Below are 17,974 nucleotides of genomic sequence, written 5' to 3' on the forward strand. Positions count from 1 at the left end.
AATTAACAACTACACCAGTACCTGGTTTGCGTAAGGCGAAGGATTATTTTTATGAAGCTTAAGAACACTCTCCTGGCGTCCGCACTCCTTGCTGCGACCGCTCTGTCTGCCAATGCCGCGACAGAGTTAACGCCGGAGCAAGCGGCTGCAACGAAACCTTACGATCACGTTACGATCGTAGGTCGTTTTAACGCAATTGGCGATGCAGTTAATGCCGCCTCCAAACGTGCCGATAAAGAGGGCGCCGCCGCATTCTACGTCGTGGATAACTCCGAATACGGCAGCAGCGGCAACCAGCGCGTCACCGTTGCACTCTATAAAGCCGATGCCCCGAAAGCGGATGAGGTGAAAAACCGTGTGATTAACGGCGTGATGGAGCTGCCGAAAGATCAGGCCGTTCTGCTTGAGCCTTATGATACTGTCACCATTCAGGGCTTCTACCGCAGCCAGCCGGAAGTGAACGACGCCATCACCAAAGCCGCAAAAGCGAAAGGGGCTGACGCCTACTACATCGTTCGCCAGATCGATGCTAACCAGGGCGGCAACCAGCGCATCACTGCTTACATCTATAAAAAAGACGCGAAAAAACGTGTCCTGCAGAGTCCGGATGCCATCCCGGCTGACTCTGATGCTGGCCGCGCAGCCATTGCCAAAGGCGGCGAAGAAGCGAAGAAAGTGGAAATCCCGGGCGTGGCGACCAGCGCTGCACCAGGCGCTTCCGTTGCCGGTGTGGGCCGTTTCTTCGAAACCCAGACCACCAAAGGTGGTCGCTACAGCGTTACGCTCAATGACGGCACCAAAATTGAAGAGCTGAACAACGCCACTGCCGCGCAAATGATTCCGTTCGACAGCATCAAGTTCACCGGTAACTACGGCAACATGACCGAAATTTCTTACCAGGTGGCGAAGCGTGCGGCGAAGAAAGGGGCCAAGTATTACCACATCACCCGCCAGTGGCAGGAGCGCGGTAATAACATGACCATCAGCGCTGACCTGTACAAATAAGTACCCGGGTTCACTCAGGCGGCGTTATGCCGCCTTTTTTTTCGCTTTACCGCCACAATTCAGCCCTTCCTCATTGCATGCGCTCGTAACACTCCGTAAAATCCCGCGCCTTAGCGTTATTCACCATTTTTATGCGCTTCGACGAAATAATTATTCTGGAACCGACCCCTTTTTAAACAGGATGCCAATGGAAAAGAAACTTGGCCTGAGCGCTTTGACTGCGCTTGTTTTAAGCTCCATGCTCGGTGCAGGTGTATTCAGTCTGCCGCAGAATATGGCGGCCGTCGCCAGCCCGTCTGCGCTGCTTATCGGCTGGGGGATCACCGGCATCGGGATCCTGCTGCTGGCCTTTGCCATGCTGCTGCTGACGCGCATTCGTCCCGACCTCGACGGCGGTATTTTTACCTACGCCCGTGAAGGCTTTGGTGAGCTGGTGGGTTTCTGTTCCGCCTGGGGCTATTGGCTGTGCGCGGTGATCGCCAACGTCTCTTATCTGGTGATCGTCTTCTCTGCGCTCAGTTTCTTTACCGACTCCCCTGAACTGCGCCTGTTTGGCGATGGCAATACCTGGCAATCCATTGTCGGCTCCTCGGTGCTGCTGTGGGTCGTGCATTTCCTGGTACTGCGCGGCGTCCAGACCGCGGCCAGTATCAACCTGGTCGCAACACTTGCGAAGCTGGTGCCGCTGGGGCTCTTCATCGTGCTGGCATTTATTGCGTTTCGTCTCGATCTCTTCAGCATGGACTTTTCCGGCGTGGCGCTGGGTGTCCCGGTCTGGGAGCAGGTGAAAAACACCATGCTGATCACCCTGTGGGTCTTTATCGGGGTGGAAGGCGCGGTGGTTGTCTCGGCCAGAGCGCGTAATAAGCACGATGTTGGCCGCGCCACGCTGCTGGCCGTACTGGCCGCATTAGGGGTCTATCTGCTGGTCACCCTGCTCTCCCTGGGCGTGGTGGCGCGTCCGGAACTGGCGGAAATGCGTAACCCCTCGATGGCGGGCCTGATGGTGAAAATGATGGGTTCCTGGGGCGAGGTGGTGATTGCCGCCGGTCTGATCGTCTCCGTATGCGGCGCCTATCTGAGCTGGACCATTATGGCGGCCGAAGTGCCGTTCCTGGCCGCAACCCATAAAGCTTTCCCGCGTCTGTTCGCGCAACAGAACAAAAACAATGCGCCGTCCGCGTCGCTGTGGTTGACCAACATCAGCGTGCAGATCTGTCTGGTGCTGATCTGGCTCACAGGTTCAGACTATAACACGTTGTTAACCATCGCCTCCGAGATGATTCTGGTACCCTATTTCCTGGTGGGCGCATATTTGTTAAAAATAGCTACCCGACCGATGCATACCGTCGTGGGGATGGGCGCCTGTATTTACGGCTTATGGCTGCTGTATGCCTCCGGACCGATGCATCTGCTGCTCTCCGTCGTGCTCTATGCGCCGGGACTGCTGGTGTTTATTTATGCCCGTCGCACGCACCAGCTCCAGCACGCGCTGAAGCGCCGTGAAATCGTGCTGATTGGCTTATTACTGGTTGCCGCACTACCGGCAACGTGGATGTTGATGGGATAAGCAACCGCGTCCCATCGTCGAACGGATAAGGAGAACACGATGGGACAGGCAAAACCGCTCCCGATCCTGATTACTGGCGGAGGTCGTCGTATCGGCCTCGCGCTTGCCCACCATTTCTTGAATCTTCACCAGCCTGTCATTGTCAGCTATCGCACAAAATACCCGGCGATTGAGACCCTGTGCGAGGCGGGTGCAACCTGTATTCAGGCGGATTTTTCCTCTGACGAGGGCATTCTGGCCTTTGCCGACCAGGTAAAAGCGGAAACCACCGGCTTACGCGCCATCATCCATAATGCCAGCGCATGGATGGCGGAATCCCCGGAGCACTCGCTCAGCGACACGCTCTCCTGCATGTTGCAAATCCACGTCCATGCCCCTTACCTGCTCAACCACGCCCTGCAGGGGTTGTTGCGCGGCCACGGCCATGCCGCCAGCGACATCATCCACTTTACCGACTACGTGGTTGAGCGCGGCAGCGATAAGCACATTGCTTACGCCGCCAGCAAAGCCGCGCTGGATAACATGACCCGCTCGTTTGCCCGCAAGCTGGCCCCGGAGGTGAAAGTCAACGCCATCGCGCCGTCGCTGATCATGTTTAACGAACATGACGATGCCGACTATCGCCAGAAGGCGCTGAATAAGTCCCTGATGAAAATCGCCCCGGGAGAAAAAGAGGTGATTGATTTGATCGACTATATTCTGACCAGCTGCTACGTCACGGGCCGATCCTTTGGCGTGGATGGCGGACGTCCTTTACGTTAGTGAAAGCGGCTCCAGCAGAAAATTAACACCCAGGCGCTGAGGCTCCAGCAGAGTACCGCCCCGCCCAGCGCCAGGGGCAAACGCATCATGCCGGTGAAGTACCAGAGCGAAAGCAGATAGAGAAAATAGGGAATAATCGACCACATGCCAAACACGATGGTCGCCCGCAGCGCCTCAATACCCCGCTCCGAAGCGACGATATAGTGGGCAATGAGGGCAAAAGTGGGAAACAGCGGAATCAATCCGGCAATGTAATAATTTTTGCTTTTCGCCAGTACCCCAATCAGTAACACCACCAGCGCACCTAACGCCGCTTTTATTACCAGCCCCATCCTTCTCCCCTTAACAAGACAATAACAATGTCGGGCAGCATAACGGAACGGCAACATTTTGCGAATGATTAATGGAAGGTTAAGGTTGCGCGGTGTATGTTGGCGTTTTCCGCAGACACAGCCTTGCTATGAACAAGATCGTATACGTTGAGGATGAACCCGAAGTCGGTCAGTTGATCGCCGCTTATCTGGGTAAACATGATATTGAGGTCATCGTCGAACCGCGCGGCGACCACGCAGAAGAGGTGGTGGCGCGAGAAAAACCCGATCTGGTGCTGCTGGATATTATGCTACCGGGTAAAGATGGCATGACCCTGTGCCGGGATCTGCGCGCCCGCTGGAACGGGCCGATTGTGCTGCTTACTTCCCTCGACAGCGACATGAACCACATTTTGTCCCTGGAGATGGGGGCAAACGACTACATCCTGAAAACCACCCCACCGGCTGTACTCCTGGCGCGCGTGCGCCTGCATCTGCGCCAGCACGTTGCTGCATCCAGCGACACCCCGGCCCCGCAGCTCACCCCACACAAGGCGCTGCGTTTTGGCACACTCTCCATCGATCCGGTTAATCGTCAGGTACTGCTTTCCGGCGAGCAGGTGGCGCTGTCGACGGCAGATTTCGATCTGCTGTGGGAGCTGGCAACCCATGCCGGACAGATTATGGATCGGGACGCGCTGCTGAAAAACCTGCGCGGCGTCAGCTACGATGGCCTGGACCGCAGCGTGGACGTGGCCATCTCCCGCCTGCGCAAGAAGCTGCTGGATAACGCTACCGAGCCGTTCCGCATTAAAACCGTGCGTAACAAAGGCTACCTTTTCGCGCCCCACGCCTGGGACGTATAGCAGGGGCGACAGCCGCCCATTTTTACTCCTGATGATTAACCTTTTGCGCCTGCCTGCATAATATGTATTATGTTATAACATAACATTTATGAGGGTGAGAACGTGTTTAATCAAAACAGGGCGCTGGCTTTTGTCCTTACTTTATTCGTGCAGCCGCTATTCGCCGCCACGGTTTATCCGCTGACGGTAGAGAACTGCGGGGTCAAGGAGACCTTTACTCAGGCCCCGCAACGGGTGGTGACGGTGGGGCAACACGAGACGGAATTACTGCTGGCGCTGGGGCTCGAAAAGAAGATCAGCGCAACCTCAGTCTGGTTTGGCCCCCTGCCCGATGCGCTGGCAAAACAGGGTAACGGGCTGAAAAAGCTGGCGGATAACGCCCCTTCCTTTGAAGCGGTCACCGCGGAGCGTCCTGATCTGGTGCTGGCCCAGTATCACTGGCATATCGGGCCGCAGGGGGAAACGGGCACCCGGGAACAGTTCGCCACACTGGGCATCCCGACCTGGATCTCCCCTGCCGACTGCATCGGCAAAAGCGTCACCGACAGCTCGAACGGCGACGGGGCGCGGAGCGCACCGTTTTCCATCGCCGAAATCGAACGCGAAATCGATGAACTGGCGACCATTTTCGACGTTCAGCCGCAGGGTAAGGCGCTTAACGAGGCGCTGAAACAGCGTATTCAGCAGGCACAGGCCCGTGCTGCCGCGCAACAGACTCGTCCCCTGAAAGTGGTGTTCTGGTTCTCCAGCAGCCGTCTGAAAGGCGATCCCTGGGTGGCTGGCGATTACGGCGCGCCGGGCTGGATCAGCAACACGCTTGGGCTGAAAAACATCATTGATTCCCATGACGAATGGCCTGCCGTAACCTGGGAGCATATCGCCCAGGCGCAGCCTGACGTGATCGTCATCGCTGAGATGTCCCGCCGTCTCTACCCTGCGGATGATGTGGCGGTTAAAAAGGCCTTTTTAAACGACGATCCGGTGACCCGAAACATCCCCGCCGTGAAAAAGGGGCAGATCGTGGTGGTACCTGCAATGTCACTCAACCCCTCCCTGCGTAATGTCGATGCCGTTGAGGCGATCGGCGAAAAACTGGCAACGTTCCGGGCTGAGCAATGAGTATCATGACTCTCCGCGCCCCCTTTACACTGCCGCGCTGGCGGCAGCATAGCCTGATGGCCGTCGGGATAGTGACGCTGCCGTTGATGCTGGTTTTCGCTGCCACCGTCGGGGATATGCCGGTGTCGTATGCGAACGCAGGTAAAGCCATTCTCAACGGTCTGGGTCTGGGTAGCTATGTGCTGCCCCGGGTTGAGGAAGGCATTGTCTGGCAGTACCGCATGAGCCGGGCCCTGATGGCCGCCTCCAGCGGAGGGGGGCTGGCGCTTTGCGGCCTGGTAATGCAGGCCATCCTGCGAAACCCGCTGGCGGAGCCCTATCTGCTGGGGATCTCCTCCGGTGCGTCGCTGGGGGCCGTCTGTGTGATGTTGCTGGGGATTGGCGGCAGCACGCTGGGCATCAGCGGTGGTGCCTTTATCGGCGCCTGCTGCGCGTTCGGGCTTATCATGCTTATCACCCACGGCATGACCGACAGCCCGCCACGGATATTGCTGGCGGGCATCGCCGGGACGCAGCTCTTTAACGCCCTGACCGCCTACATTGTCAGCACCTCCGCCAATGCCGAGCAGTCCCGCAGCGTGATGTTCTGGCTGCTGGGCAGCCTGAGCGGGGTTCGCTGGCCGGATGCCATTCTGGCTCTGGCGGTCGTGCTGGCCGGATTTATGGTGATCTTCGCCTTTTCGCGAGCGCTGGATACCTTCACCTTTGGCGATGAGGTCTCCACTACCCTCGGCGTGCCGGTCACCCTGGTGCGCATTATCCTGCTGCTCACCTGCGCGCTGGTGACGGCGGTAATGGTCAGTATCATTGGCGCGGTGGGGTTTGTCGGGCTGGTGATCCCGCACGTTACCCGGATGCTGTGCGGCCCCGGGCATCGCCGCTCAATCCCCCTGACCTTCCTGGTCGGGAGTCATTTCATGATCCTCGCCGATGTGGTTTCCCGCACGCTCATCACCCATCAGGTCCTGCCCATTGGCGTGGTCACCGCGTTAGTCGGCGCGCCTGCCTTTGTGGTTCTGCTCTATCGCAGCCGGGAGAAAAACGTATGACCCTTTCATTAAGCGGATTGCAGGTCACCTTCCAGTCCCGCCAGGTGCTGAACAACATCAGTCTGCAACTGGAGGCGGGTGAAATTGTCGGCCTGTTAGGCCCGAACGGCTCGGGAAAGTCGACCCTGCTGCGCTGTCTGGCCGGGTTACTCCCCCGTCATGCGCACCATATTCAGCTGAACGGCACCCCGCTCAATAAAATCTCCGTGAGAGATCGGGCCAAACAGCTGGCCTTTGTTCCCCAGCATGCCGGAGTGGATGGCGATCTCTGCGTGGAGCAGATTGTCCGGCTGGGGCGCACGCCGCACCGCAGGGGGCTTTTTGGCTGGAGTGAAAAGGATGACCAGGCGGTTGAGCACGCTATCCGCCTGATGAAACTTGCCGGGCTGCGTCACCGGCTGTGGCGGCAGCTTTCCGGCGGAGAGCGACAGCGCTGCCAGATCGCCCGCGCTCTGGCCCAGCAGCCACGGCTGCTTATCCTCGATGAGCCGACCAACCATCTGGATATCGAGTATCAGCTGGAGCTGATGACGCTGATTACGCAGCTACCGATTACGGTGGTGGTGGCCCTGCACGATTTGAATCTCGCCGCCAACTACTGCCACCGGCTGGTCCTGCTGAAATCCGGCAGCGTGATAGCCAGCGGCCCGCCTGATGCGGTGCTGACCCCTGCTCTGATTGAAGACGCCTGGCATGTGCAAGCGGACGTCATGAAACAAGGCAAAACCTTCAACATTCGCTATGCCATGCGGCAGCCCATTGCGTAAAGTAGGCGATGCCCGTTCTTAGCGAGTCAATCTTACGTTCGGGCAGCCTCTTTAACGCGTTGTAGCTGGGTGATATTTCATGAAAAAACTGTTTGTGCAGTTTTACCTCCTGCTGTTCGTCTGCTTTCTGGTGATGACCATGCTGGTTGGGCTGGTCTATAAGTTCACCGCCGAGCGGGCGGGCAGACAGTCGCTGGATGATTTGATGAAAAGCTCGCTCTATCTGATGCGCAGCGAACTGCGTGAGATCCCCCCTCACGACTGGGCTCGCACCATCAAAGAGCTGGATCTGAACCTGTCATTCAAACTGCGCATTGAGCCGCTGAAGAAATACACCCTGGATGCCCCGACCATGCAGCGGCTTCGCGAAGGCGATATCGTGGCGCTGGACGATCAGTACACCTTTATTCAGCGTATTCCACGTAGCCATTACGTCCTGGCGGTCGGCCCTGTGCCCTATCTCTACTTCCTGCATCAGATGCGCCTGCTGGATATCGCCCTGCTGGCCTTTATCGCCATTTCGCTGGCCTTCCCGGTGTTTATCTGGATGCGCCCCCACTGGCAGGACATGCTGCGCCTCGAGGCCGCCGCCCAGCGTTTTGGCGACGGGCATCTGACCGAACGGATCCACTTCGACAGCGGCTCCAGCTTTGAGCGGCTGGGGGTGGCCTTTAACCAGATGGCTGACAATATCAACGCCCTGATCGCCAGCAAAAAACAGCTGATCGACGGTATCGCCCACGAGCTGCGCACTCCCCTGGTACGGTTGCGCTACCGGCTGGAGATGAGTGAAAACCTGACCGAAACAGAGTCGCAGGCGCTGAATCGCGATATCAGCCAGCTCGAGGCGCTGATAGAAGAGCTGCTGACCTACGCCCGCTTCGACCGTCCACAGAACGAACTTAAGCTGACCACCCCGGACCTGCCCGCATGGCTGCGCAGCTACGTGGAGGATGTGCAGAGCGTCAACCCGCAGCGCACGTTGCTGATCAGCAGCGTGGAGGGTGATTACGGCGCGCTGGATATGCGTTTGATGGAGCGGGTACTGGATAACCTGGTCAACAACGCCTTGCGCTACAGCGATAACCAACTGCGGATCGCATTGACGCTGAACGGCAGCCGCGCCAGTTTGTCGGTGGAAGATGATGGTCCGGGCATTGCGCCAGAGGCCCGCCAGCGGGTATTTGAGCCTTTTGTCCGACTCGACCCGAGCCGGGACCGCGCCACCGGCGGCTGCGGCCTGGGGCTGGCGATCGTCCACTCTATCGCCCAGGCGCTGGGGGGCGACGTCAGCTGCGAAGCCAGCGACCTCGGCGGCGCCCGTTTCTGCTTCAACTGGCCCGTCTGGCATCATATCGCCCTGCCCATCCCTGACTGACCTAAACCGCACGCTGGCCTGACCCGGCGTGCTGTGCTATAACCTAAGTATGTTGTAACTAATGTGGTGCGCTATGGCAACTTACGATCTTATCGAACGCTTAAATACAACCTTTCGCCAGATGGAGCACGAGCTGGCGCAGTTAACCCCTGAGCTACAGGCCTGTCGCCTGCTAGCCGGACGCGTCTTCTCCCTGCCGGACGTCGCCAAAGGCGCCGAGCACGATCCGCTCAACGCCATTACGGTGAAGCAGCACCTCGGCCAGGAGGCGCTGACGATGGCGCTGCAACACTATCGTCATCTCTTTATCCAGCAGCAATCCGAGAATCGCAGTAGCAAGGCCGCCGTGCGCCTGCCGGGGGTGATCTGCCTGCAGAGCGACGCCGCGCATCGGGAACAACTCACCGACCGCATTGCGACTATTAATGCCTTAAAAGCGGAGTTTGAAAAAATCGTCACCGAGGAGTCAGGCCTGGCCCCCGCCGCCCGCTTTGAGTGGGTGCATCACCAGTTGCCGGGTTTGATTACCCTCAACGCCTATCGCACGTTAACGGTGATCAACCACCCCGCCACCCTGCGCTTCGGCTGGGCCAATAAGCACATCATCAAAAATTTCACCCGCGATGAGGTGCTGGCGATGCTGGAGAAAAGCCTCAAGTCGCCGCGCGCCGTAGCGCCCTGGTCGCGGGATCAGTGGGTGGAGCGGCTGGAGGCAGAATATACCGCCATTCACTCTCTGCCTGCACAGGCGCGGCTGAAGATCAAGCGGCCGGTAAAAGTGCAGCCAATCGCCCGCGTCTGGTATGCCGGGCAGCAAAAGCAGGTGCAATACGCCTGCCCGACGCCGCTGCTCGCCCTTTACGACGCCGATCAGGGGGCAGTGATCCCGGATATTGGTGAACTGCTCAATTACGATGCCGACAACGTTCAGCACCGTTATAAGCCGCAGGCACAGCCGCTGCGCTTAATTATCCCGCGGCTGCACCTGTACGTGGCGGAGTAACTATTTCAGGCTGCCGACCATCTCTTCCGGGCGGACCCAGCTGTCGAACTCGGCCTCGGTGAGATACCCCAGCGCCAGGGCGGAGGCTTTCAGGGTCAGCCCCTCCTTGTGCGCTTTTTTGGCGATTTCCGCCGCCTTGTCATAGCCGATATGGGTATTGAGCGCCGTCACCAACATTAACGACTCGTTGAGCAGCTGGCAGATGCGCTCGCGATTCGGCTCAATGCCTACCGCGCAGTGCTCGTTAAAGCTCTCCATCCCGTCCGCCAGCAGACGCACCGACTGGAGGAAGTTATGGATCACCATCGGACGGTAGACGTTCAGCTCAAAGTTGCCCGAGGCCCCGCCCATGTTCACCGCCACGTCATTGCCCATCACCTGACAGCAGAGCATGGTCATGGCTTCGCACTGGGTCGGGTTGACTTTACCCGGCATAATGGAGCTGCCCGGCTCGTTCTCCGGGATGCTGATTTCGCCGATGCCGCAGCGCGGCCCGGAAGCCAGCCAGCGCACGTCGTTGGCGATTTTCATTAGCGAGGCCGCCAGCCCTTTCAGCGCCCCGTGGGCATGCACCAGGGCATCACAGGTCGCCAGCGCCTCGAACTTATTCGGCGCCGTGACAAACGGCTGCCCGGTGATGTTTGCCAGCTCTTCAGCCACCCGTACCGCGTATTCCGGATGGGTGTTGAGGCCGGTGCCCACTGCGGTGCCACCCAGCGCCAGCTCCGCCAGGTGTGGCAGGCTGTGGTCGATATGGCGCAGGTTGTGATCGAGCATCGCCACCCAGCCAGAGATCTCCTGGCCAAGGGTCAGGGGCGTGGCATCCTGCAGATGGGTACGGCCAATTTTGACGATATCGGCGAAAGCCTGGGCTTTGTCATTGAGGGTCTGCTTCAGCACGTTCAGCTGCGGGATAAGCTGTTCGCGCAGGGCGATCAGCGCCGCCACATGCATCGCCGTCGGGAAGACATCGTTGGAGCTCTGGCTTTTGTTGACGTCGTCGTTGGGGTGGATCTTACGTTCCATGCCGCGCACCCCGCCGAGCAGTTCGCTGCCGCGGTTCGCCAGCACCTCATTCATGTTCATATTGCTCTGGGTACCGGAGCCGGTCTGCCAGATGGCGAGGGGGAACTCATCGGGATGTTTCCCCGCCAGCACCTCATCGGCGGCGGTGATGATCGCATTAGCTTTCTCCCCGGAGAGCAGGCCTAAATCCTGGTTGACCTTCGCCGCGGCGCGTTTGGTCAGCGCCAGGGCCTGGATCAACGAGACCGGCATCTTTTCAGTGGAGATACGGAAATGTTCCAGCGAACGCTGGGTTTGTGCGCCCCAGAGTTTGTCTTCAGGAACGTCGATGGCACCCATCGAATCTTTCTCACTGCGTGAGGTGGTCATACTTTCTCCTTGATAACACTGAAGTGGATTGCTCACAGCTCAAAGAAACAAGTATTGATGAGATAAGAAAAAGGGTATGGCGCTTTGTGCGCTCTTTTTGCCCGGCTTTGCCGGGTGGCGCTGCGCCACCCGGCAGGTTCACAAACTACTTCACACAGGCCGAACACTGGGAGGACTGGATCTGTTTGAAGAAGTCGTTGCCTTTGTCATCCACGAGGATAAACGCCGGGAAGTCTTCCACTTCAATTTTCCAGATCGCTTCCATCCCCAGCTCCGGATACTCCACGCACTCGAGGCTCTTGATGCTGCCCTGCGCCAGTACCGCGGCCGGGCCGCCGATGCTGCCGAGGTAGAAGCCGCCGTGCTTGTGGCAGGCGTCCGTCACCTGCTGGCTGCGGTTGCCCTTCGCCAGCATGATCATGCTGCCGCCGTTGGCCTGGAGCTGATCGACGTAGGAGTCCATACGCCCGGCGGTGGTTGGCCCTAAGGAGCCGGAGGCATAGCCGGTCGGGGTTTTGGCCGGGCCCGCGTAGTAGATCGGATGATCTTTAATGTACTGCGGCAGCCCTTCGCCATTATCCAGACGCTCTTTCAGCTTCGCGTGGGCGATATCGCGGCCCACGATAATGGTGCCGTTCAGCGACAGACGGGTGGAGACCGGGTACTGAGAGAGCTGGGCCAGGATCTCACTCATCGGACGGTTCAGGTCGACGCGTACCGCCTCACCCTCGCCCGCTTTGCGCAGCGCTTCCGGAATGTACTTACCTGGGTTATTCTCCAGTTTCTCGATCCAGATGCCGTCGCGGTTGATCTTCGCTTTAATGTTGCGGTCCGCCGAACAGGAGACGCCCATCCCCACCGGGCAGGATGCGCCGTGGCGCGGCAGGCGGATCACGCGGATATCGTGAGCGAAATATTTGCCGCCAAACTGGGCGCCAAGGCCGAGGTTCTGGGCTTCCACCAGCAGTTCCTGCTCAAGCTGAACGTCGCGGAACGCCTGACCGTGCTCGTTACCTTCGGTCGGCAGATTGTCGTAGTATTTGGTCGAGGCCAGCTTGACGGTTTTCAGGGTGCTTTCCGCCGAGGTGCCACCGATCACAAAGGCGATGTGGTACGGCGGACAGGCGGCGGTGCCGAGAGTACGCATCTTCTCCACCAGGTAGTTTTTCAGCTTGCCCGGCGTGAGCAGCGCTTTGGTCTCCTGATAGAGATAGGTTTTGTTCGCTGAACCGCCGCCTTTGGCGATGCAGAGGAATTTGTATTCGTCGCCATCCACGCTGTAGAGGTCGATTTGCGCCGGCAGGTTGGTGCCGGTATTGACCTCTTTATACATATCCAGCGGGGCGTTTTGTGAATAGCGCAGGTTGTCTTCGATATAGGTGTTATACACGCCGTGCGCCAGGGCCGCTTCGTCGCCGCCACCGGTCCAGACGCGCTGGCCTTTTTTGCCCATGATGATGGCGGTGCCGGTATCCTGGCAGGTCGGCAGAATGCCTTTCGCCGCGATATCGGAGTTACGCAGGAACTGCAGGGCGACGTACTTGTCGTTTTCGCTGGCCTGCGGGTCGCTGAGGATGTCGGCCACCTGCTGCTGATGCGCCGGGCGAAGCATGAACGAGGCATCGTGGAACGCCTGTTGCGCCAGTAAGGTCAGGGCCTGCGGGTCAACTTTCAGGATCTCCTGGCCTTCAAACTCAGAGACAGAAACGTGGTCGCGGGTTAACAGGTAATATTCGGTCTGATCCTTGGCCAGCGGGAAAGGATCCTGGTAATGGAAGGGTTTATTCGACATTGATCTCTCACTTACTGCTTCGGTCTGTTTATTTAGAGCAGATGTTCCGCTGCCCTGCTTAAAAGCGAGTCAGCCTATCCTACACAATTTTTTAACAAAAACTGAGACTAGTACGACTTTTTCCGCGCGCAGGTTACATCCGCACGGTTTATTGCTTTAATACGGGCAGATAATTCCACATATGAAACAGGGCTTGATAATGCAAAAACTCATCAACTCAGTGCAGAACTACGCCTGGGGAAGTAAAACTGCGTTAACGGATCTCTACGGTATCGCCAACCCGGACAACCTGCCGATGGCAGAGTTGTGGATGGGGGCACACCCGAAGAGCAGCTCAAAAATTACCGATGCCCATGGCGAACGCTCCCTGCGTGACGTTATCGAGGGTGATAAAGCCACGCTGTTGGGCAGCGCCGTCGCCGAACGCTTTGGCGAACTCCCTTTCCTCTTCAAGGTACTTTGCGCCGATCAGCCGCTCTCCATTCAGGTTCACCCGAACAAGCAGGCCTCCGAAGCGGGTTTTGCGAAAGAGAACGCGGCAGGCATTCCGCTGAACGCCGCCGAGCGTAACTATAAAGATCCGAACCACAAACCGGAACTGGTCTTTGCCCTGACGCCGTTCCTGGCGATGAACGCCTTCCGCGAGTTCTCCGAGATCGTTTCCCTGCTGCAGCCGGTTGCCGGGGCGCACAGCGCCATTGCCCACTTCCTCGAAAAACCGGACGCCGATCGCCTGAGCCACCTCTTCGCCAGCCTGCTTAATATGCAGGGCGAAGAAAAATCCCGTGCGCTGGCGGTGCTGAAAGCGGCCCTGAACAGCCAGCAGGGTGAGCCGTGGGAGACCATCCGCGTGATTTCGGAATTTTACCCGGACGACAGCGGCCTCTTCTCTCCACTGCTGCTGAACGTGGTGAAACTGGAGCCGGGCGAAGCGATGTTCCTGTTTGCCGAAACGCCGCATGCCTACCTGCAAGGGGTGGCGCTGGAGGTAATGGCTAACTCCGATAACGTACTTCGTGCGGGGCTGACGCCGAAATACATCGACATCCCTGAACTGGTGGCCAACGTCAAATTCGTCGCGAAACCGGCAGCTGAACTGCTCACCCAGCCGGTTAAAAACGGCGCAGAGCTGGACTTCCCCATCCCGGTGGAAGACTTTGCGTTTTCCTTGCACGATCTCAGCAGCGAAGAGACCCGGATTGCCCAGCAGAGCGCGGCTATTCTCTTCTGCGTTGAGGGTGAAGCGGTGCTGAGCAAGGGCGAGGAGCGCCTGGTGCTGAAGCCTGGTGAGTCGGCCTTTATTGCCGCGAATGATTCCCCGGTTAGCGTCAGCGGCGTTGGGCGTCTGGCGCGGGTATTCAACAAGCTCCAGTGACCTGCTGAATTTTTTAACAATTTTTGCTAAGCTATTGCTAACCTTATGACCTCACCGGGCGGTTTTCACCGCTCGGTTTCATTTTATGGATAATCACGATGAAAAAATCGGTTATAGCTGCAGGCGTTATTGTTGCATTAGGGCTGGTCTGGACGGGCGCGGCCTGGTACACCGGGAAACAGCTGGAGAGCCGTCTGGGTGAGATGGTGGCCCAGGCGAACAGTGAACTTAAGCGTACCGCGCCGGAAGCCGGGCTGGAGCTGAGCTATCAGGATTATCAGCGCGGCGTGTTGAGCAGCCATCTGCAGATGGTCGTTAAGCCGGTAGCAGGAATCACAAATCCGTGGCTGCAACCGGGACAGAGCCTCGTGCTGAACGAAGATGTCGACCACGGTCCGTTCCCGCTGGCCCAGCTGAAATCCTTCAACCTCATCCCCTCCATGGCCTCGGTCAAATCGACGCTGGTCAATAACGAAGCCTCAAAGCCGCTGTTCGATCTGGCGAAGAATGAGTCGCCTTTTGAGGTCAATACGCGCATCAGCTATGCCGGTGATACCCGTTCCGATATCGCCCTGAAAGCCCTGAATTATGAAAATGGCGACGAGCAGGTGGCCTTTAGCGGCGGTAACTTCCAGCTTGATGCCGATCGCGACGGCAAAAACGTCTCGCTCAAAGGTGAAGCGGCAAGCGGCCGGGTCAACGCGGTGAACGAGTACGATCAGAAAGTCCAGCTGACCTTTAATAACCTGAGCATTGATGGCAACAGCCGTCTGACCAGTTTTGACGAGCGCATCGGCGATCAGAAACTGACCCTCGATAAAATGGCTATCGCCATTGAAGGCAAAGAGATGGCGGTGCTGGAAGGCACAGATCTGAAAGCCACCGCGGATCTGTCTAAAGATGGCAAGAGCATCAATAGCCAGCTGGATTACAACCTGAAGAGCCTGAAAGTGCAGAATCAGGATCTGGGTACCGGCAAGCTGACCCTGAAGATCGGCAATATTGACGGTCAGGCATGGCACCAGTTCAGCCAGCAATATCGCGCTCAAAGCCAGGCCTTGCTGGCGGATAAAGAGCTGATGACCAACAATCCGGCGCTCTATCAGCAGAAAGCGGCGGAAGCCTTCTTCGGTAATCTGCCGATCCTGCTCAAAGGCGAGCCGGTGGTGACTATCGCGCCGCTGAGCTGGAAAAACAGCAAAGGCGAAACCAACTTCAACCTGTCGTTGTTCATGAAGGATCCCGCCACCGCCACCGGTGAAGCGCAGACCCTGGCGCAGGAAGTGGATCGCAGCGTGAAATCGCTGGAGAGCAAGCTGACCATCCCGATGGACATGGCGACCGAGTTCATGACCCAGATTGCGAAGCTGGAAGGCTATAACGAAGATGACGCCGGCAAGCTGGCCAGCCAGCAGGTGAAAGGCCTGGCGGCGATGGGACAGATGTTCCGCATCACCACCGTGGAAGATAACGTGATCGGCACCAGCCTGCAGTACAGCAATGGTCAGGTGACCCTGAATGGCCAGAAGATGCCGCTGGAGGAATTTGTCGGCATGTTTGGCGTACCGGCCCTGAACCTGGCGGTACCGGATGAACCTGCGGCTCCGCCAGCACCGGCTGCTCCGCCAGCGCCTGCGGTTCCTCAGCAGTAAACAGCAAAACCCCTCTGCGGAGGGGTTTTTTATTGCCAGTCATCCTTTCCAGCCGGTCAGGAAGTCCATCAGCAGAGCGTTCACTTTCTCCGGTTGCTCTTCCTGCGGCAGATGCCCGCACTCTTCAATACCATACGCCCTCAGATCGTCCGCCATTTCCGCCCAGACGCTCTGCATATCAAACAGCTTACCCACGGCGTGAAAATCATTACCCCACAGCGACATCACCGGGCAGGCAATTTTAACCTCTGCGTCCGCCAGATCCTGCGCCACATCATCCGCGTTGGCGCGATAATCGGCCATCGCCCCCCGCACGGCACCGGGTGCCTGATAGGCCCGGACGTAGGTATCAAACGCCTCGCCGATGATGGTGGAAGGATCGTAAGTCCAGTCCGAGAAGAAGTGGCGTAGCCAGATATGCTCCCGACCGGCAATCAGGGCTTCCGGCAGATCGGGCACCAGGTGGAACAGAAAGAACCAGTACGCCCGGGCGATGGAGGCATTCAGATCGCGCGCCACAATACGCGTGGGCACGTTATCCATCACCACCAGGCGATCCACCAGCTCCGGATAATCTTTCGCAAAGCGGGTGGCGACACGCGCGCCGCGGTCGTGCCCCACCAGCACCACTTTCTTCAGGCCGAGGACGCGCATCAGCTCGCGGATATCACGCGCCATAGTGCGTTTATCGTAGCCGGAGGCCGGTTTATCCGTTTCTCCGTACCCGCGCAAGTCCGGAGCAATCACCCGGTAATGCTTAGACAGAACCGGGATCTGATAGCGCCAGGCGTAGTTCGTTTCCGGGAAGCCGTGGAGCAGGATCACCGGTGCGCCTTCCCCCTCTTCAACCACAAACTGACGGATGCCATTAGCTGTTACGGTGTAGCTTTTCATTCTGATCTCCTCGTCTTATTTCAGCAGTGGCACGTCGGCCGCACGTTGATACGGGCCGTAAATCGCCGGGTTCCAGCTGTAACCCTGAGCGTCGGCGGTAATGTGCCCGATGCCCGGGAACGCCAGGTGCGCTGCCGCCATCCATTCGCCATCTTTTGCCAGAGCGTTGAACTCCTGCCCACGTGATGAGGTGGCTTTTTTCGCATCCACGTCAAAGCGAATCGATACTTCCGGGTGCGGGAACTGCACCGCAGGGGCGTGAATCAGGTCGCCGATAAAGTTGATACCTTTCCCCTCAGAGGCAAAACGATACACCGTGCTGCCGGGCGTATGGCCGGGTGCGTAAGCCGTCTGGACTTCAGGGATCGGCGAGGCGGGCGGCACGAAGGTTTTCAGGCGTCCCGCCGCTTTATAGGAGGCCAGGGCGTGTTGGGCGATAGCGAAATACTCTTTTGCATTGGCGGGGGCGCTGGCCTCTTTCGCCGGATCCAGCCAGTAGTCAGCTTCCGCCTGCGGCACCCAGACGGTGGCATTCGGGAACAGCGCCTTACCTGAGGCGTCGCTCAGGCCGCAGACGTGGTCAAGGTGGAGGTGGGTCAGGAAGATGGTATCAACCTGCTCAGGACGATATCCGGAGGCTTGCATGTTGGGAATCAATTGCCCTGCGGTTTGCGGCACGCAGTGGCCCGCCCCGCTGTCTATCATCACCAGATGTTTTCCTGTATTCACCAGAAAGACGTTAAAGGAGGTGGGCATGCGCTCGGCATCAATCTTATGCTGCGCCAGCAGGTCGCGAATTTTGTCGGCTGAGAGCCCTTTTAACAGCGACGGCGAGAGATCGTTGTAGCCATCGAAAAGCGCCGTCACCTCATATTGCCCCACCGCCAGGCGGTAATAACCCGGCACCTGCTGGCGCACCTGTGCGGGAGCGTCTGCCCAGACGGAGCCCGCCAAAATCAGGCCGCTGAGCGCTAGAACCGTTGTCATCTTTTTCATCTTTACTCCGAATTCACTGTTTATCAGGATGTGGAGTGAC

15 protein-coding genes and 1 pseudogene are annotated in these 17,974 nt (G+C 58.3%); 11 read left to right on the plus strand and 5 right to left on the minus strand.

Going from position 1 to position 17,974, the window contains the following annotated elements:
• The first annotated feature begins 51 nt into the window (after positions 1–51).
• From ydgH to folM, 3 genes are all read left to right on the plus strand, one after another.
• The gene (gene ydgH / locus DVA43_RS07530; protein WP_114315150.1) at positions 52–1,005 is read left to right on the plus strand and encodes a DUF1471 family protein YdgH; all 954 of its coding nucleotides are present in this window, start codon (positions 52–54) and stop codon (positions 1,003–1,005) included.
• A 187-nt stretch (positions 1,006–1,192) separates the two neighbouring features.
• Positions 1,193–2,575, plus strand: a complete 1,383-nt coding sequence (locus DVA43_RS07535) for an amino acid permease (protein WP_114315151.1) — start codon at positions 1,193–1,195, stop codon at positions 2,573–2,575.
• 39 nt (positions 2,576–2,614) lie between these two features.
• A complete protein-coding gene (folM, locus tag DVA43_RS07540; RefSeq protein WP_103179409.1) occupies positions 2,615–3,337 on the plus strand; it encodes a dihydromonapterin reductase in 723 nt (240 codons plus the stop codon).
• Here the strand turns inward: folM and DVA43_RS07545 are convergent.
• Positions 3,334–3,669 (minus strand): GlpM family protein, encoded by a 336-nt coding sequence (locus DVA43_RS07545; RefSeq protein WP_103179408.1) that lies wholly within the window; start codon positions 3,667–3,669, stop codon positions 3,334–3,336. The two genes, folM and DVA43_RS07545, sit on opposite strands and share 4 nt — an antisense overlap.
• Positions 3,670–3,797: 128 nt before the next feature.
• On the opposite strand from DVA43_RS07545, the gene rstA reads away from it, so the two are divergent.
• The 6 genes and pseudogenes from rstA (at position 3,798) to tus (ending at position 9,830) form a co-directional block, all read left to right on the plus strand.
• Positions 3,798–4,514, plus strand: coding sequence for a two-component system response regulator RstA (gene rstA, locus DVA43_RS07550; protein WP_114315152.1), 717 nt, complete (start codon positions 3,798–3,800; stop codon positions 4,512–4,514).
• Positions 4,515–4,602: 88 nt separating this feature from the next.
• Positions 4,603–5,633, plus strand: a pseudogene (locus DVA43_RS07555) (ABC transporter substrate-binding protein).
• Positions 5,634–5,638: 5 nt separating this feature from the next.
• Complete coding sequence (locus DVA43_RS07560; RefSeq protein ID WP_246842310.1) at positions 5,639–6,682, plus strand: iron ABC transporter permease; 1,044 nt, start codon at positions 5,639–5,641, stop codon at positions 6,680–6,682.
• Entirely contained in the window at positions 6,679–7,449 is a 771-nt protein-coding gene (locus DVA43_RS07565; RefSeq protein WP_114315154.1) for an ABC transporter ATP-binding protein, read from the plus strand. Before DVA43_RS07560 ends, DVA43_RS07565 begins: the two co-directional genes overlap by 4 nt.
• Positions 7,450–7,528: 79 nt before the next feature.
• A complete protein-coding gene (rstB, locus tag DVA43_RS07570) occupies positions 7,529–8,827 on the plus strand; it encodes a two-component system sensor histidine kinase RstB (protein ID WP_114315155.1) in 1,299 nt (432 codons plus the stop codon).
• Positions 8,828–8,900: 73 nt separating this feature from the next.
• Entirely contained in the window at positions 8,901–9,830 is a 930-nt protein-coding gene (tus, locus tag DVA43_RS07575; protein WP_114315156.1) for a DNA replication terminus site-binding protein, read from the plus strand.
• Here the strand turns inward: tus and fumC are convergent, their stop codons facing one another.
• Together fumC and fumA are read right to left on the minus strand one after the other, a co-directional pair.
• Positions 9,831–11,225, minus strand: coding sequence for a class II fumarate hydratase (gene fumC, locus DVA43_RS07580; RefSeq protein ID WP_114315157.1), 1,395 nt, complete (start codon positions 11,223–11,225; stop codon positions 9,831–9,833).
• Positions 11,226–11,370: 145 nt separating this feature from the next.
• Positions 11,371–13,017 (minus strand): class I fumarate hydratase FumA, encoded by a 1,647-nt coding sequence (fumA, locus tag DVA43_RS07585; RefSeq protein WP_103179401.1) that lies wholly within the window; start codon positions 13,015–13,017, stop codon positions 11,371–11,373.
• Positions 13,018–13,216: 199 nt separating this feature from the next.
• Between fumA and manA the strand changes: the two genes are divergently transcribed.
• Positions 13,217–14,392 (plus strand): mannose-6-phosphate isomerase, encoded by a 1,176-nt coding sequence (gene manA, locus DVA43_RS07590; protein WP_114315158.1) that lies wholly within the window; start codon positions 13,217–13,219, stop codon positions 14,390–14,392.
• A gap of 98 nt (positions 14,393–14,490) precedes the next feature.
• A complete protein-coding gene (locus DVA43_RS07595) occupies positions 14,491–16,044 on the plus strand; it encodes a YdgA family protein (protein ID WP_114315159.1) in 1,554 nt (517 codons plus the stop codon).
• 39 nt (positions 16,045–16,083) lie between these two features.
• Here DVA43_RS07595 and DVA43_RS07600 read toward each other — a convergent pair whose 3' ends face one another.
• Positions 16,084–16,938, minus strand: a complete 855-nt coding sequence (locus DVA43_RS07600; RefSeq protein ID WP_114315160.1) for an alpha/beta fold hydrolase — start codon at positions 16,936–16,938, stop codon at positions 16,084–16,086.
• 15 nt (positions 16,939–16,953) lie between these two features.
• Positions 16,954–17,925 (minus strand): MBL fold metallo-hydrolase, encoded by a 972-nt coding sequence (locus DVA43_RS07605; RefSeq protein ID WP_246842288.1) that lies wholly within the window; start codon positions 17,923–17,925, stop codon positions 16,954–16,956.
• Between the last annotated feature and the right edge of the window lie 49 nt (positions 17,926–17,974).

This window comes from Leclercia sp. W6 (assembly GCF_003336345.1).
Lineage (GTDB): Bacteria > Pseudomonadota > Gammaproteobacteria > Enterobacterales > Enterobacteriaceae > Enterobacter.

Coding starts and splice junctions, on each gene's coding strand:
- DVA43_RS07565 (WP_114315154.1), top strand. CDS start 6,679: ATGACCCTTTCATTAAGCGGATTGCAGGTCACCTTCCAGTCCCGCCAG.
- DVA43_RS07605 (WP_246842288.1), bottom strand. CDS start 17,925: ATGACAACGGTTCTAGCGCTCAGCGGCCTGATTTTGGCGGGCTCCGTC.
- rstB (WP_114315155.1), top strand. CDS start 7,529: ATGAAAAAACTGTTTGTGCAGTTTTACCTCCTGCTGTTCGTCTGCTTT.
- ydgH (WP_114315150.1), top strand. CDS start 52: ATGAAGCTTAAGAACACTCTCCTGGCGTCCGCACTCCTTGCTGCGACC.
- DVA43_RS07545 (WP_103179408.1), bottom strand. CDS start 3,669: ATGGGGCTGGTAATAAAAGCGGCGTTAGGTGCGCTGGTGGTGTTACTG.
- DVA43_RS07600 (WP_114315160.1), bottom strand. CDS start 16,938: ATGAAAAGCTACACCGTAACAGCTAATGGCATCCGTCAGTTTGTGGTT.
- DVA43_RS07535 (WP_114315151.1), top strand. CDS start 1,193: ATGGAAAAGAAACTTGGCCTGAGCGCTTTGACTGCGCTTGTTTTAAGC.
- rstA (WP_114315152.1), top strand. CDS start 3,798: ATGAACAAGATCGTATACGTTGAGGATGAACCCGAAGTCGGTCAGTTG.
- folM (WP_103179409.1), top strand. CDS start 2,615: ATGGGACAGGCAAAACCGCTCCCGATCCTGATTACTGGCGGAGGTCGT.
- manA (WP_114315158.1), top strand. CDS start 13,217: ATGCAAAAACTCATCAACTCAGTGCAGAACTACGCCTGGGGAAGTAAA.
- DVA43_RS07595 (WP_114315159.1), top strand. CDS start 14,491: ATGAAAAAATCGGTTATAGCTGCAGGCGTTATTGTTGCATTAGGGCTG.
- fumC (WP_114315157.1), bottom strand. CDS start 11,225: ATGACCACCTCACGCAGTGAGAAAGATTCGATGGGTGCCATCGACGTT.
- tus (WP_114315156.1), top strand. CDS start 8,901: ATGGCAACTTACGATCTTATCGAACGCTTAAATACAACCTTTCGCCAG.
- DVA43_RS07560 (WP_246842310.1), top strand. CDS start 5,639: ATGACTCTCCGCGCCCCCTTTACACTGCCGCGCTGGCGGCAGCATAGC.
- fumA (WP_103179401.1), bottom strand. CDS start 13,017: ATGTCGAATAAACCCTTCCATTACCAGGATCCTTTCCCGCTGGCCAAG.